Below are 15045 nucleotides of genomic sequence, written 5' to 3'. Positions count from 1 at the left end.
TTAGTTCTATAAATGTATGATAAAATCGTTATTATCAACTAATTGTCATCATATATTTCAAAATAAAATTTTTTACTGTAAAATTTTATCCATAAAAAAAGCCCCCCAAATGGGAGGCTTTGTCTTAAAAAAATTGTGTGTATTAAAGTACTTTTACGTTAACCGCGTTCAATCCTTTTTTACCTTCTTGAAGATCAAATTCTACTTCGTCACCTTCGCGAACTTCGTCGATAAGGCCTGAAATGTGTACAAAATGTTCTTTGTTGGTTCCTTCTTCAGTGATAAAACCAAAACCTTTGGTATCGTTGAAGAATTTTACTGTTCCTTTGTTCATTGTATTTAATTAAAAAATTTATAATAAGTGGCAAAGATAGTATTATAATTGACAAATACACTTTTTAAGATTGTTTATTTTAAAAACTTAAATTTTTAAAATTTCTGTAAAAAATTAACATTTTTGATTAAATATCAAAAAAACAAATTCCAATCATCACTACAAATCAATAGCTATTTGATTTTTTAGAATATCCTCAAACGTTTCCCTCTTTCTTATTAAATGTGCTTTTCCTTTATACCAAAGCACTTCTGCGGGTCGATAACGTGAATTATAATTACTTGCCATAGTGAAGCAATATGCCCCTGCATTGTGGAATGATAAAACATCTCCTTCGTGAACCTCGGGAATTCTTCTGTTGTTTGCAAACGTATCAGTTTCGCAAATGTAACCTGTTACGGTATAAAAGCGATCCCTGCCGTGAGGGCGAGAAACGTTTGAAATTTCATGCTGAGACCCGTAAAGCATTGGACGAATTAAGTGGTTAAAACCACTATCAACCTGAGCAAAAACCGTAGAAGTAGTTTGTTTAATCACGTTCACCTTTACCAAAAACTGTCCGGCCTCGCTTACCAAAAACTTACCAGGCTCAAAAGCCAAGGTTAGTTTTTTACCGTATTTTTTGCTGAAATCATTGAAACGCTTGCTCAGTTTTTTTCCGAGTTCCTCAACGTTTGTTTCAATATCGCCTTCTTTATAGGGAACTTTAAAACCGCTTCCGAAGTCAATAAATTCCAGATTGTCAAAGTTTTCTGCGGCATTAAAAAGTATTTCCGAAGCATAAAGAAAAACATCAATATCAAGAATATCGCTTCCGGTGTGCATATGGATACCATTGATATTCATACCGGTATTTTCAACAATTCTTTTCAGCAGGGGCATTTGGTGTATTGAAATCCCGAACTTGCTATCAATATGCCCCACGGAAATATTTGCATTTCCGCCAGCCATTACATGTGGATTTATACGAATACAGACTGGTGTTTTAGGATGCTTGGTTCCAAATTGTTCCAAAATGGAAAGGTTGTCAATATTAATCTGTACCCCAAGCTTTGCAGCCTTTTCTATCTCTTCCAAAGAAATTCCGTTGGGAGTGTAGATTATATCCTCAGGTTTTGCACCAGCTTCCAAACCAAGCATCACTTCCTGTATAGAGACGGTATCTAGGCCACCACCCATTTTTATAATCAGTTTTAACACTGAAATATTGGAAAGTGCCTTTACCGCATAATTTATTCTCAGTTTCTCCACCTTATCAAAAGCGCTGGTTAACCGTTTATACTGCCTTTCAATTTTAGCGGCATCATAAACATAAACAGGGCTTCCGAATTCTTGGGCTATCGCCAAAAGGTCTTGATTTTTCATTATTTTAAGAATAAATTTTTAAAAATTAAGGCGCAAAAATAGGGATGTAACTCGAATTACTTCATTAATAAACACTTAAATTTTTAGATTTTTGAAATCCGTAAAATTTCTGTAATGCAAAGCTTCAAAAAACATTAGTCCATTCCTGCAACATTTGTTATTTTTGCCTTCCATAAACAAGTACAAAACCGCTACTATGAATTTACACGAATATCAGGGAAAAGAAATTTTAAACAGTTTTGGCGTTGAAATACAGCGCGGTATCGTGGCTACCACTCCAAAAGAGGCAGTGGACGCCGCCAAAAAACTTACCGAGGAAACCGGAACGGGCTGGCACGTTATTAAGGCTCAAGTTCACGCCGGGGGCCGGGGTAAGGGCGGAGGTGTAAAACTTGCAAAGAATCTTCAGGAAGTTGAGGATATTGCTGGAAAAATCATAGGGATGGACCTTGTTACCCCGCAAACTTCTGCGGAAGGGAAAAGGGTTCACCAGGTTTTGATTGCCGAAGATGTTTATTACCCAGGTGATAGCGAACCGGAAGAGTATTATATGAGCGTGCTTTTAAATCGTTCCACAGGAAGAAATATGATAATGTATTCTACCGAAGGCGGGATGGATATTGAAACTGTTGCCGAGGAAACTCCACATTTAATATTCACTGAAGAAATTGATCCAGCCGTTGGTTTATTGGGCTTTCAGGCAAGAAGGGTCGCTTTTAATCTTGGTTTGAGTGGAAAGGCTTTTAAGGAAATGACAAAATTTGTTACTGCGCTATACAAAGCATACAATGAATCTGACTCTTCCCTTTTTGAAATAAACCCGGTTTTAAAAACCAGTGATGATAAAATTATTGCCGTGGATGCCAAGGTAAGTATTGATGACAACGCCCTTTACCGCCACAAAGATTATATGGAAATGCGCGACAAACGCGAGGAAAACCCTGTGGAAGTTGAAGCAAAGGAAAAAGGCTTGAACTATGTTGACCTTGACGGAAACGTTGGTTGTATGGTTAACGGTGCCGGACTCGCAATGGCAACAATGGACTTGATTAAACAAGCTGGCGGTGAGCCCGCAAACTTCCTTGACGTTGGTGGAACTGCAGATGCCGAGCGTGTTGAGGCTGCATTTAAATTAATCTTGAAAGACCCGAACGTAAAAGCAATCTTGATAAATATTTTCGGGGGAATTGTACGTTGTGACCGTGTTGCGCAGGGCGTGATTGATGCCTACAAAAATATGGGAACTATTCATGTTCCAATTATTGTACGTTTGCAGGGAACAAATGCAGATATTGCAAAAAAACTAATTGACGATAGCGGGCTGGACGTACAGAGCGCTATTGAATTTCAAGAGGCTGCCGATAAAGTAAAAGCAGTTCTTTCATAAACCTAATTTATAATTGCAAAAGCCCTTTGCATTTGCAAGGGCTTTTTTTTGAAATATAAAGTATGGAAAGGAACCCCAAATCCCTTCTTAGTGATTTAATAAATATGGTAATGGCCGACGGGAAAATAAAACCTTCCGAGATAGACTTTATCCAGAAGCTGGCCAGACGTATGGAAATTTCGGATAAGGAATTGGTTGATTTATTTGAGAATCCTCAACCCTCACGCCCAGTCTTTAATGAGGTGGAGCGCATTACACACTTCTATAAATTAATCTTGATGATGAATGTGGACAACGAAACTCACGAATCTGAAATTGTTGCGCTAAAGAATTTTGGGCTTAGAATGGGCATTCGCCCCATTGTTGCCGATCAGATTTTGAAAAAAATGGATGAATCTGAAGAAAAGATGGTACCCGCTGAAGAACTACTGAAAATTTTCAAAATATATTACAATTAGTCAGCAATCATTTTTTCAATCACCGAAACATCCCATTCGGAGTCGAAAGCGTTTTTAGCCTGCTCCAATAGCGTTCCCATCTCTTCCTTAATCACTGCTATGTAATTATCTTCTGCGGCAGGTTGCTTTTGAAGATAGACCATCATCCACAACAGTTTCTCAACCATTACCGGATCGTGCTTACAATAGGTGCGCAGCGAAGCCATTACATTATACATCAATTCCTTAAAGGTGACAACCGCCATTCTAAGTGTTGCATTTTCTTTATGTATGATAATTCCATTATCATTTTTCTGCATCCGTAATGCAAACAAATCCGTCAAATAATCTACGGCATTGATAGCGGTTCCGGGATCATTGATTCCAGGTGACATTGCCTTAACAGCTATTTCGGTAATTTGCTTAAATGCCAAAATATAATTGTCCTCAACCAATTCGCCACGTGCAAAGCTGATGTTGGAAATAATTGAATTCACTACTTTTTCATCCAATTGCTTTTCAGATTTCAGAAAAATTGAATTCTTCAGCACGAAAAGTCCTTTTGGTATTGTTATGTAAATCTTGGTTTCTTCATCTTCGCAAATTCTCAAAATATTTTTTATGGATATATTCTGGAAATAACCGCTTCTTCCCGCTTTATACTCGTACCAATTATCTGTATTTGGAAATTTTTTAAATTGTCCTTTTTCAGAATCAATTAAGCCTTGAAGTCTTTTTTCGGCATATTCAAAAATGGCATCCAAAATGTTGTTTATCTGTATACTCTGTGAAATATTATGGATGAAATAGATAAAGGCAACCAAGCAAACAATGGTAAAAACAATTCCCAAAAGTACCGAGAATCCCGGTAGGGTATATTTATCCTCACTTGGTTCAATAGAAAAAAGAATAAAAATATTGTAAAGAATCGTGGCAAGATATATTCCCAAAATTACTTGGTGGCGCCTATCGCTAATCAAACCCGGAAGCAATCGCGGGGAATAATTATTGGATGCCTGGCTAAGCAGTAGCATTACCATGGAAAAACTGAAAACCATCAACGAAATAAGCCCTCCCAAACATGCACTAAGTACCGTTAGCGCGGTATCTCCATCCTCTACCATTAACAACGGTAAAACGTCCATTATTTTTCTGGATATTCCGTGTTGCTCTAAATAAATCATTAAAAGGGCAACAAAAAAACCGGAAATGGCAAATAGTGTAGGGTAAAAAGCAATTTTGCTTTCAATGGTATTGAAGAAATCAAAAATGCGGATGAAAAGTTTTTTCATAAATGTCAGTTAGTGATTTTTAAAAGTACTGAAACCACTATTCAAAATTCTTAAAAATGAATTAAATCTTCCAAGCGTCCCATTGTCTAGTGCCAAAAAGTCATTTCAAACTCTTTCTTTACGGTCAAAATGTCTGTAAAAATACTATGGAATCATTATTGACTAATAGATTGAAAAATAAGTCAGAATTTTAAACAATATATAGTTATGAAAACAGTTAATAAAAACAGTATTTGGTTACCGGGACTTTTGGATAACCTGCTTTTTGACAACAAGTTAGATGTATTTAATAACAATTATGAAACATTTAGCATTCCAGCAGTAAATATTACTGAAAATTTCCCGAATTTTGTAGTCGAATTGGCCGTTCCGGGTTTGAAAAAGGAAGATTTTACCATTGAGGTTGAGGAAGATACCTTAAAAATCGCTTCAAAGAAGGTAGAAGAAAAGAAGGAAGAAAGTAGCAATTCCCAAATTAGAAGAAGGGAATTCAATTTTCAAAGTTTTGAACGTTCTTTCAAACTTCCCGAAAACATTAAAACTGAAGATATTCAGGCTAATTACGAAAATGGAATCCTAAGGGTTACGCTTCCAAAGATGGAAGAAAAGAAAGCATTGAAGAAAATGGTTGAGATTTCATAATTGAAATTTAATTTGGTTAGTTAGTTGAAAATGACCGCGTGCTACTCAATCGGTGCGCGGTTTTTTCATGGGGTTAATTGGGCCCTCTCCTTTTTCGACCACCTGTACTTCTCTGGGCTCTTTTTAAATTTCGCTCCTCTTGTCTTTTCTTTTCAGGTTTTACGGTTTCTACCGCCTTTTCCCGGCCATCTTTTTGATAAGCCTTGGGGAGACCATCACTATCCTTAACGGAGTCTTTCAGCGTTTTAAGTTCTTCCGCCGTAAGATCGCGCCACGCGCCCACGGGTAAATCTCCCAACTCAAGGTTCATAATGCGGATGCGTTGTAAAGCAACAACTTCATACCCCAAATATTCGCACATCCTGCGAATCTGCCTGTTTAGTCCCTGCACTAAAATAATCCGAAACTCAAACCTGCTGATTCGTTCCACCTTGCAGCGCTTGGTTACCGTATCCAAAATAGGAATCCCGGAACCCATGCGTTTAATAAATTCATCGGTAACCGGTCTATCTACTTTTACTATGTATTCCTTTTCGTGCTTGTTCCCCGCGCGCAGGATTTTGTTTACAATATCGCCCTCATTTGTAAGCAACAGCAGCCCTTCACTGGGTTTGTCCAATCTTCCGACCGGAAAAATACGTTCGGGATGTTTAATAAAATCAACTACGTTATCGTCAAAACGGGTGTCGGTGGTACAGGTTATGCCCACGGGCTTGTTCAGCATTATATACACTTCGGCAGTATTTTCCTTAATGAGTTTTCCGTCCACGCGCACTTCATCTTCGGGCATTACCCTATCGCCCAGCCCGCTTTTTTCACCGTTCACGGTTACGCGTCCCTTTTCAATTAAAGTATCGGCCTCGCGGCGGGAGCAGTAACCGCTATCGCTTATCGCCTTGTTCAATCGTACGGAATCTGGATGGTGCATTTCTAATTTTTCAACAAAGATACCATTATTGCAGCGCATAGCGAAAAGGTTAAATTTGATTTAAACGCCCTATCCAACTTTTTAAAAAATTGTAGTTTCAACAAAAATTTCAACAATGGCAATACTCGGCTCAATAATAAAAACCGCGATCGATCTACGGGGAGCGATCGTTTCAGAAAAATCTCCCGTGGAATCGCAGCGGGAAGTCCTAAAAAATCTGCTCGAAAAGGCAAAGGATACCGCCTTTGGGAAGTATTACGGCTTTTCAAAAATTCTTGAAGCAACCGATATTGAAAAAGAGTTTGCCGAGAAAGTTCCCTATTTTGATTACCACCAAATGGAGGCCGAATGGTGGTGCAAAACCCAAGAAGGGATGGAAGATATAAGTTGGCCTGGAAAACCCACCTACTTTGCCCGAAGCAGCGGCACAACAGGAAAAACCTCAAAACGAATTCCCGTTACCGACGAGATGATCGAGGCCATTCGCACCACGGGCATCAAGCAAGTTGGCGCATTGACAAATTTTGAAATTCCTTCCGATTTTTACGAAAAAGAAATCATGATGCTGGGCAGCAGCACCAATCTGGAAGAACAGGATCAGTTTTTGGAGGGTGAAATAAGCGGTATCAGCGCCAGCAACATTCCGTTTTGGTTTCGGGGCTATTACAAACCGGGAGAGGAAATTGCCCAAATGGACGACTGGGACCAAAAGGTGGAAACCATCGCCAAAAATGCCCGAAATTGGGACATTGGAGCCCTCAGCGGAATTCCTTCGTGGATGGAACTGATGATGAAGAAAGTTATTGAATATCACGACGCGGCAAACATTCACGAAATTTGGCCAAACCTGCAGGTCTATACCACTGGCGGTGTTGCGTTTCAGCCGTATGAGAAGAGTTTTAACCAATTATTGGCGCATCCCATTATTGTGATTGACACCTATTTGGCCTCGGAAGGGTTTTTGGCATTTCAGAATAGGCCCGATACCACTTCAATGAAGTTGGTTACCGACAATGGAATCTATTTTGAATTCGTTCCCTTCAAACCCGAGTATATCAACGATGATGGTTCCCTTGCACAGGACGCCCCTGCCCTAACCCTCGCCGAAGTGGAACCGAGTGTGGATTATGTTTTGATAATCAGTACAGTCTCGGGCGCTTGGCGCTATTTGATTGGCGATACCATTGCTTTTACCGATGTGGAAAAGGCCGAAATAAAAATCACGGGGCGCACCAAATTCTTTTTAAATGTGGTTGGTTCACAATTATCCGTGAACAAAATGGAAGTTGCCCTGCGTGAAATGGAGGAGAAATTCGATATAAAAATCCCCGAATTTACTTTAGCAGCGGTCAAAATAGATGGCGAATTTTATCACCATTGGTATTTAGGTACGGAAACCGAAATCGACGCAGCAGAAATAGCGAACGCGCTGGATGAAGCCTTAAAGGAAGCAAATAAAAACTACGCAGTCGCACGTTCAAAAGCGTTGAAGGGCGTAAAAGTGAATACTGTTAATCCTGAAATTTTCCACGAATGGAACGCCAAAAACAAAAAGAAGGGCGGACAGGTAAAAATGGAAAAGGTTATGGATGAGGAAAAGTTTGCTGAGTGGGAAAGGTTTGTAAAAACTCAGGTTAAGGTGTGAGGTGTGAGGTGTGAGGTTCTAAAAATACAAATTCCGAAAATTTCTAATCACAAATCCTGTTGCCGTGAACGAGGCCGAAGGGTCTATTAAACAAATTAACGCTTCAACAGTTAAACATATCAACTACCCTCTCCCCCCACAATCTCTGGCTCCTCCTCTACTTTATTTTCATTGATGAGCTCCATTACTTCCTCTGGGGAAATGTAAAGGCGGCGGATGCGCTCCTTGTATTTTTCGGACAGGCTGGCGTTGTCGAGTATGAAGTTTTTTGTCTTTAAAATATAATCTCCCATCCCGTGGGCAATGGCATAGGTATCTGCAGTGCGCTCAACTTCCTTGATATGTGCTGAAGAGAACAGATATTTTATTCCGAAGATGAGCATTCCAAAATTTGTGCGCTCCCTATAATCCATTACGTGGCCCAGTTCGTGGCCTAGCCAACCTATTTTTACATCTGAAGGAATGTCTTCCATGGTGAATTGTTCGCCTTCAATCTGAATATTTCTGCTTATCAAAATTACATACTCCCGATTTTCCTTTCTCTTAAAAAAACTCGCAAACCGCGGCTGGGCCTGCATGGTGGATTTTTTAATATTATCCTTGAATTTGAATTCAATTGCGGTATCGTACAGTTCAGGATAAAAGGAAATCGCCTCAATAACTTCTTTTTTGATACTTTCGGGAATAATCTTATTGTCCAAATTGATATTTTGCGCTGAAACCATAGAAATGGTAAAGTTCAAAATAGGTTTTATGAGGGACGTTAAAGGCATTATAAAGTTATTGTTTGGAGTTTGGGTTTGGGGTTAAACGTTAAGTGTTAAGTGTTAAGTGTTAACTGCGACTGAGACTGTGACTGAAAACTTCCAACTAATCTCAAACCTCCTCCAATTGTTTCTGAAACGTCTTAATCTTATCCCGCAATTTGGCGGCCATCATAAAATCCAAATCCTTTGCGGCTTTTTCCATGGCTTTTCGGGTGTCGCGGATTTTCTTTTCTATCTGTGCCTTGGTCAAATATTCCACCTCCGATTCCGCGGCGAGGGTTTCGGCATTTTCAAACGTATAGGCCTCCTGCTTGGATTTCGTCAATGAGTTTTCAAATGACTTTTTTATCTGCGTCGGCGTAATGCCATGCGCTTCATTATAGGCAATCTGCTTTTGGCGGCGGTACTCGGTGCCGTCAATGGTTTCCTGCATACTTCGGGTGATTTTATCGGCATACATAATTGCCTTTCCATTTAGGTTCCGGGCGGCGCGGCCTACGGTCTGGGTGAGGGAGCGGTTGCTTCGCAAAAACCCTTCCTTGTCGGCATCGAGAATGGCTACCAAGGAAACTTCCGGTAAGTCCAATCCTTCCCTTAAAAGGTTCACTCCTACCAACACATCAAAAAGACCAAGACGCAAATCCTGCATAATCTCTACGCGTTCCAAGGTATCCACATCACTGTGAATATAGCGGGTACGGATTTGTACCCTTGTTAAATATTTAGTCAATTCTTCCGCCATTCTTTTGGTCAGGGTGGTTACCAAAACGCGTTCGTCTTTCTCCACGCGCAATTGGATTTCCTCCAATAAATCATCAATCTGGTTTAGGCTGGGACGCACTTCAATGGGTGGGTCCAGCAAACCTGTGGGGCGAATAATCTGTTCCACATACACGCCACCGCTTTTTTCAAGTTCGTAATCGGCGGGCGTGGCGCTTACGTAGATTACTTGGTTTTGCAGGGCTTCAAATTCCTCAAATTTTAGCGGACGGTTGTCCATCGCGGCGGGCAATCTAAAGCCGTATTCCACCAAGTTTTCTTTTCGGGAACGGTCGCCGCCGTACATTGCGCCTACCTGCGGGATGGTCACGTGGCTTTCATCTACTACCATCAAATAATCCTTGGGAAAGTAATCCAGCAAACAGAACGGGCGCGTGCCGGGCAGTCGCTGGTCCAAGTAGCGCGAATAGTTTTCAATCCCGCTGCAATAGCCGAGTTCGCGTATCATTTCCAAATCGAAATTGGTTCGTTCGTCCAGACGTTTTGCCTCCAGATGTTTTCCTATTTCGCCAAAATATTCCACCTGTTTTACCAAATCGTCCTGAATCTGGCGAATGGCGCCCTGCAGGACATCTGGCGAAGTAACGAACATATTTGCGGGATAGATATTCAGTCGGTCGTATTTGGCTTTTATGTTGTTGTTCAATGGGTCAAAGACTTCTATTTCCTCAATTTCATCTCCGAAAAAGTGGATTCTAAATGCATCATCCGCATATCCAGGGTACACATCTACCGTATCGCCCTTGATGCGGAAACGGCCGTGATTGAATTCCGCTTCGGTTCTTGAGTAAAGACTTTGTACCAAACGGTGCAACAATTTGGTGCGGGAGATGATCTGCCCTTTTTCCAAACTGATTACGTTTTTCTGAAATTCCGCAGGGTTTCCGATACCGTAGAGGCAGGAAACCGAGGAAACCACCAGCACATCCCTCCTGCCAGAAAGCAGGGACGAGGTGGTGCTAAGGCGCATTTTTTCAATCTCTTCGTTTATGGAAAGATCTTTTTCTATATAGGTGCCGCTGCTGGGAATAAACGCTTCGGGCTGGTAATAATCGTAATAGGACACAAAGTACTCCACCGCATTTTCGGGGAAGAGGTTTTTAAACTCTGTGTACAACTGTGCCGCGAGGGTTTTGTTGTGCGCCAACACCAGGGTTGGCTTTTGCACTTGCTGCACCACATTTGCCACGGTAAAGGTTTTTCCGGAGCCGGTTACGCCGAGGAGGGTTTGGTATTTTTCGTCTGCGTTTAGGCCGTTTACCAAGGCTTTTATGGCCTCGGGCTGGTCGCCGGAGGGGGTGTATTCTGTAGCTAATTTAAAATTCATTTGTTCTTTTTCATTGCTTTACAAAAGTAGTGAAATAGAACGTGAGTAGTGAGTGGTGAGTGGTGAGAAGTTTTGATGGTAGGCTTTTCTTTGAGTGAGAAAAATGGAAACGCCCGCTGGTGCGGGCGTCTTTTTATATTTTGTAGCCTTTTATGAGTTTGTATTCTGATGATTGGATACCATATTGTGATTTTACTGCGTCCTTGATGGTTTGGGAGCGGCTTGAAAGGGTACTGTACTCATTGAGGCGCATGTCCTGAAGGGGTTTTAATGTGCTGTATGCCGTTGTTACTTGCGTGTTTGCGGCTGTTAAGGCTTCTAACTGCAGGGTTAGATTTTCTGTGGTGATGCTTGTGTTTGTGGGGGCGTATGCTGCGCCATAACTGTTAAGAATTGTAATAATATCTGCAAAATACTGGGTCTGGCTACCGTAGGAACGGTGTGATTGAGATACAAATTCGCCTTCTTCGTCTCTTTTTAGTTTGGTTGTTTTTTCTCCTCTTATATTGTTTACAAGGGTGGTTATTTCTGCAGCCTGTTCAGACTTTTTGCCAAACTTTGCCTTAACGTAAGAGAGGATGGGTGACATTGTTTTGAACAATGATGTTTCGCTTTTCATAAATAGGTACTGACGGTTATCTACCGCGAGGGAGAACTGAGAGTGTGCGGCGGCAACTTGAGCGTTGACGTCTTCTATAGCCGTAATTAAGGTATTGTATGCTGCCACTGAAGTTTCTGGGGTTAGTGGTACATACCCTGCAAAGGTTGCAAGGTTTGTGGAGAGTTGTTCTGCGTTATAAAGACGCGCTCCGAAGGTGTTTTCTGTGCGGGATGCCATAGGTTTTGGATTTTAGATTTAAGACAATTAATTATCAAAATAAATTTAAAATGCTTTCGTGAAATTTCAAAATTAATTTGAGTTAAATTTTTAAGGATTTGTGCTTTATGATACTGGTGCTGAGGGATTAGCGATGAGGAATGAGGGAAATGATATTGGCTTTGAGGGAAAATATATTGGCTGTGAGGGAAATGATATTGGCTTTGAGGAACGTGTTGTGTTTCTTGTTTCTTGTTTCTTGTTTAATTGGGGGATTGGTTCATTGGGTTTTTACCACAAAGGGCACGGAGAAGGCACAAAGGGCACTATGAAAGGGGGTGTGATGATTGGATGGTGTATGGAAAATATAAAGAACCCAACTTATGTGGCCCCTTCTTGGCTGTTTAGGCCCCTGCCGGTGTCTGTTGGGTTCTTCTTTATTGTTTAGTGCTTTGACTGTACCATTAAGCTCGAGGTGAGGCTTTGACCCTTCGACAAGCTGAGGACTGGCGAAGCTGAGTATGACAGGGGTGTGCCTTGCCTCTGGTATGATTCGGAACTGGGATTGAGCAGGTTTGGGGGCACACGTTGCACACGTGCGCTAGCAGGGGGGGCTTAAAACGGCTTATATTGGTTCGGACTTAAAAAATTAAGGGGTTGTGCAACGGTTACCGGTGTTGTGTGTAGTGCTTTTTTTTGTTAATGTAGAGTTACGTTTGCCCAAGTGAAAAACTCCGCTAAAGAAAACACCATAACATTTGTGTCATTATTCAATTCGGTAGTATAAAGCTTTTCTTTAACTGCATTTCGAAGCCAAACTTTTGCACCTGCTTTAAATCCGTCGCCATCGATCAAAATCATTACATCTTTTTCAGGCATTGCCTCGATTGTATTAAGATATAAATAAGGTAGTTTTTCATCTACCGAACCAGCACTTTGTTGCCATTTGCACTCAATACGAATTCTTAAATCATATTTTTTTGAAACCAAAAGAAATTCTGTATTTCCACCGTGTCCATAGATTGTAGTGAAAGGAACATTTTTTAATAATAACTCTTCTCCATAATTTTCTGGGTTTTTTGCCCACTTTCGATACATTTCAATTTCAAACCCTTTTCCTAATAAAACTGTTTGTACTGCAACCTCAAGTTGGTTTCCAGTAATGTTTGTGAACTTTCCTTTTTCCATTTAGTCTTTATAGTTTGTAACAACTATTTCTTTTATTGAGTTTCTTCTTTTTGCGTTTGAATTTATTGATCTTTTAGCATCAACTCTTGATATTTGAAAATTTGAATAGATACTATCAAAAAAATCATCATCAGGATTGTTATTTTTTGGGTCTGAATTACTCAACATTAATTTACTTCCTTGTTTGTGAAGATCATAAAATAAACCAGCAAGTTGCATTTGTTCATCATCCTCGAAGTTAAATTTGCTATAAGCTGTAAAACTTGCAGTCTTGCTAATTGGTCGATAAGGCGGATCGAAATAAACAAACGAACTTGTTTTGATATCGTTTTTAACTTCTTTGAAATCAGCTTTACGGATTGTCGCAATTTCTAATAGTTTAGAAACGTTAAGTATATTCTGCTCGTCAACAATTTTTGGGTTTTTGTAACGACCTTGTGGTGAATTAAATCCACCTTTTGAATTAAACCTAAACAAGCCATTAAAACAAGTTTTATTTAAAAATATGGTTTGTGCTACTCTCGAAATCCAATTTTCTGAATATTTTTCATAATCAATGTGAAAGCGATTTAGATTGAAACTTTCTCTGACTTCGTAATAAAATTCTTTTTGTTTTTTTTCTGATAATTGTTTGTAAGTTTTATCATATTTAGACAAAAATTCAAGTAACTTATTAGGCTCTTTTTGAATGACTTTGTATGTTAAGATCAATTCATCATTAATGTCATATAGGTAGGCATTTTCAACTTCGTATTTTTGAGCGATATCAAAGAATACTGCTCCACCACCAACAAAAGGTTCGTAGTAGTTTTTTATTTTTTTTTGTTTTAGTTCTGTTGGATATAAATCTTCAAATTGGTCAAGTAATTGACGTTTTCCGCCAACCCATTTTAAAAATGGTTTTGCTCCAAGTCTATATTCATAAAATAAATCTTCTGCTTTATTTTCATTTTTTGGAATTGAATAAGGTTTGGACATAATTTTCGGTTTTGATCAAAGATAAAAATTTAATTGTAAGATTGCGTAACACCATCATAATATCCTTTAGCATAAGACGCGTGAGGACTTTTGTGTCTTACAGTTCCTGCTTGACTATTAGGTATACTATCTAAATCTAAATCTAATTTTTCTTTCCTTTGAAGTCCATCTTCGTAGCCTTTATCGTAAGCACAACCTGCACATTTGTGTCTTCCGTGTCCTCCTTGATCGTGAGGTAATTCTTTAAATTCTTCGTTAAATCTGTGGTCCTTTTTACATTCCATTTGTTCTATTTTTAATGTTTTGTTCCTTTTTTTCTCGCATTACACACAACGGTTTGGCTAAAGCTAGTGCGGTTTTCCGCAAGTTCCAAAAGAACCGAGATCGTCATCGTCAACCGCGTCTGTGTCTGCCGAAGACGAAATGGCCGCATTAGCTTTAGGTGTTGTTGTGCGGTCGGCTTTTTTTATTTCGTTTCATAGTCAATCATTACATTCAAAGTTGAATCCGAGAAAGTTACTTTGTCAAGTTGTGTTATCGGTTCAAGTCTGTCCGAATAGATAATTTTTAATGTGTCAAACGATTTCCACTCTGTCTCCACAGTCGTACCGCCTGTGTGTTCAGCGGAGAAAACTGTTTTCTTTTTTGAGTTGTCTGGATTGTCAGAGCAACCTAAGTCAATTGAAACTATTATAGCAGGTATGGTCACTGCATTTCCGCCATATTCGAAAATTGTCGCCTGTCTAAGTCCTTCATAGTCACAGTTTGTTTTCAAGATTTCTTTTTCAGGTTCTCCGAACAAGTCAAAGTTGTTTATGAAAATTCCATAAGCGACAAACAGTCCAATTATCAAAATTGAAATCGTTATCAGTCCATATTTTACTATTCGGTTCATTTTTTTTAGCTGCCGCACAACGTGTTTGTATATGGTTTGTTGCGTGGTTTAAGCACTAAATTTAGCAAATAAAAACCGAATAGAAAATCCGCGAGGATTTTCGTAAGTAGGCTAGAACTAGCAATAAATTATATACGGTGTGCCTGTTGCACAACCACCTCTTCAAATATAGCAAAAGGCTTGTATAAAATTGAGAAGTTTCTTAATTTCATGCCTATGCAAGGCAAGAAAAACTATCAGGAAAAACTCTTCACAAGCTTTAA

At 39.6% G+C, this 15045-nt stretch carries 16 protein-coding genes; 5 read left to right on the top strand and 11 right to left on the bottom strand.

All coding sequences use genetic code 11. From position 1 onward, the window contains the following. Positions 1-142: 142 nt before the first annotated feature. Both AC58DT_RS14135 and lysA read right to left on the bottom strand, forming a co-directional pair. Entirely contained in the window at positions 143-334 is a 192-nt protein-coding gene (locus AC58DT_RS14135) for a cold-shock protein (protein ID WP_026451656.1), read from the bottom strand. A gap of 159 nt (positions 335-493) precedes the next feature. Further along, complete coding sequence (gene lysA, locus AC58DT_RS14130) at positions 494-1699, bottom strand: diaminopimelate decarboxylase (protein WP_497217464.1); 1206 nt, start codon at positions 1697-1699, stop codon at positions 494-496. Positions 1700-1895: 196 nt separating this feature from the next. Between lysA and sucC the strand changes: the two genes are divergently transcribed. Continuing rightward, entirely contained in the window at positions 1896-3086 is a 1191-nt protein-coding gene (gene sucC, locus AC58DT_RS14125; protein ID WP_497217463.1) for an ADP-forming succinate--CoA ligase subunit beta, read from the top strand. Between the two features lie 62 nt (positions 3087-3148). Beyond that, positions 3149-3544 (top strand): tellurite resistance TerB family protein, encoded by a 396-nt coding sequence (locus AC58DT_RS14120; protein WP_497217462.1) that lies wholly within the window; start codon positions 3149-3151, stop codon positions 3542-3544. On the opposite strand, the gene AC58DT_RS14115 is transcribed toward AC58DT_RS14120, so the two are convergent. Beyond that, complete coding sequence (locus AC58DT_RS14115) at positions 3541-4815, bottom strand: DUF2254 domain-containing protein (RefSeq protein WP_497217461.1); 1275 nt, start codon at positions 4813-4815, stop codon at positions 3541-3543. The genes AC58DT_RS14120 and AC58DT_RS14115 overlap by 4 nt on opposite strands. A gap of 207 nt (positions 4816-5022) precedes the next feature. Between AC58DT_RS14115 and AC58DT_RS14110 the strand changes: the two genes are divergently transcribed. Continuing rightward, positions 5023-5457: an Hsp20/alpha crystallin family protein gene (locus tag AC58DT_RS14110; protein ID WP_497217460.1), complete on the top strand. Its 435-nt coding sequence runs from the start codon at positions 5023-5025 to the stop codon at positions 5455-5457. A gap of 73 nt (positions 5458-5530) precedes the next feature. Here AC58DT_RS14110 and rluF read toward each other — a convergent pair whose 3' ends face one another. Further along, on the bottom strand, positions 5531-6385 hold the full coding sequence (gene rluF, locus AC58DT_RS14105) for a 23S rRNA pseudouridine(2604) synthase RluF (RefSeq protein ID WP_497217508.1): 855 nt from the start codon (positions 6383-6385) through the stop codon (positions 5531-5533). A 115-nt stretch (positions 6386-6500) separates the two neighbouring features. Here rluF and AC58DT_RS14100 point away from each other — a divergent pair, with 115 nt between their 5' ends. After that, positions 6501-8030 (top strand): GH3 family acyl-acid amido synthetase, encoded by a 1530-nt coding sequence (locus tag AC58DT_RS14100; RefSeq protein ID WP_497217459.1) that lies wholly within the window; start codon positions 6501-6503, stop codon positions 8028-8030. 119 nt (positions 8031-8149) lie between these two features. Here the strand turns inward: AC58DT_RS14100 and AC58DT_RS14095 are convergent, their stop codons facing one another. The 3 genes from AC58DT_RS14095 to AC58DT_RS14085 all read right to left on the bottom strand — a co-directional run bounded on the left by AC58DT_RS14095 (position 8150) and on the right by AC58DT_RS14085 (position 11742). Further along, positions 8150-8803, bottom strand: coding sequence for a hypothetical protein (locus tag AC58DT_RS14095; RefSeq protein ID WP_497217458.1), 654 nt, complete (start codon positions 8801-8803; stop codon positions 8150-8152). Between the two features lie 103 nt (positions 8804-8906). Continuing rightward, complete coding sequence (uvrB, locus tag AC58DT_RS14090) at positions 8907-10904, bottom strand: excinuclease ABC subunit UvrB (RefSeq protein ID WP_497217457.1); 1998 nt, start codon at positions 10902-10904, stop codon at positions 8907-8909. Between the two features lie 133 nt (positions 10905-11037). Next, entirely contained in the window at positions 11038-11742 is a 705-nt protein-coding gene (locus AC58DT_RS14085; protein WP_497217456.1) for a hypothetical protein, read from the bottom strand. Positions 11743-11842: 100 nt separating this feature from the next. Between AC58DT_RS14085 and AC58DT_RS14080 the strand changes: the two genes are divergently transcribed. Next, positions 11843-12169 (top strand): hypothetical protein, encoded by a 327-nt coding sequence (locus AC58DT_RS14080; RefSeq protein ID WP_497217455.1) that lies wholly within the window; start codon positions 11843-11845, stop codon positions 12167-12169. A gap of 251 nt (positions 12170-12420) precedes the next feature. Here AC58DT_RS14080 and AC58DT_RS14075 read toward each other — a convergent pair whose 3' ends face one another. The 4 genes from AC58DT_RS14075 to AC58DT_RS14060 all read right to left on the bottom strand — a co-directional run bounded on the left by AC58DT_RS14075 (position 12421) and on the right by AC58DT_RS14060 (position 14782). Beyond that, complete coding sequence (locus AC58DT_RS14075; RefSeq protein ID WP_497217454.1) at positions 12421-12909, bottom strand: PD-(D/E)XK nuclease superfamily protein; 489 nt, start codon at positions 12907-12909, stop codon at positions 12421-12423. Further along, positions 12910-13887, bottom strand: a complete 978-nt coding sequence (locus AC58DT_RS14070) for a DNA adenine methylase (protein WP_497217453.1) — start codon at positions 13885-13887, stop codon at positions 12910-12912. It abuts the gene before it with no gap. 29 nt (positions 13888-13916) lie between these two features. Next, positions 13917-14171 (bottom strand): hypothetical protein, encoded by a 255-nt coding sequence (locus AC58DT_RS14065; protein ID WP_497217452.1) that lies wholly within the window; start codon positions 14169-14171, stop codon positions 13917-13919. Between the two features lie 182 nt (positions 14172-14353). Next, a complete protein-coding gene (locus AC58DT_RS14060) occupies positions 14354-14782 on the bottom strand; it encodes a hypothetical protein (protein WP_497217451.1) in 429 nt (142 codons plus the stop codon). Positions 14783-15045: the final 263 nt, after the last annotated feature.

It is taken from the genome of Aequorivita sp. CRS11, from assembly GCF_059693805.1.
This window is presented reverse-complemented; position numbering and strand designations above follow the sequence as displayed.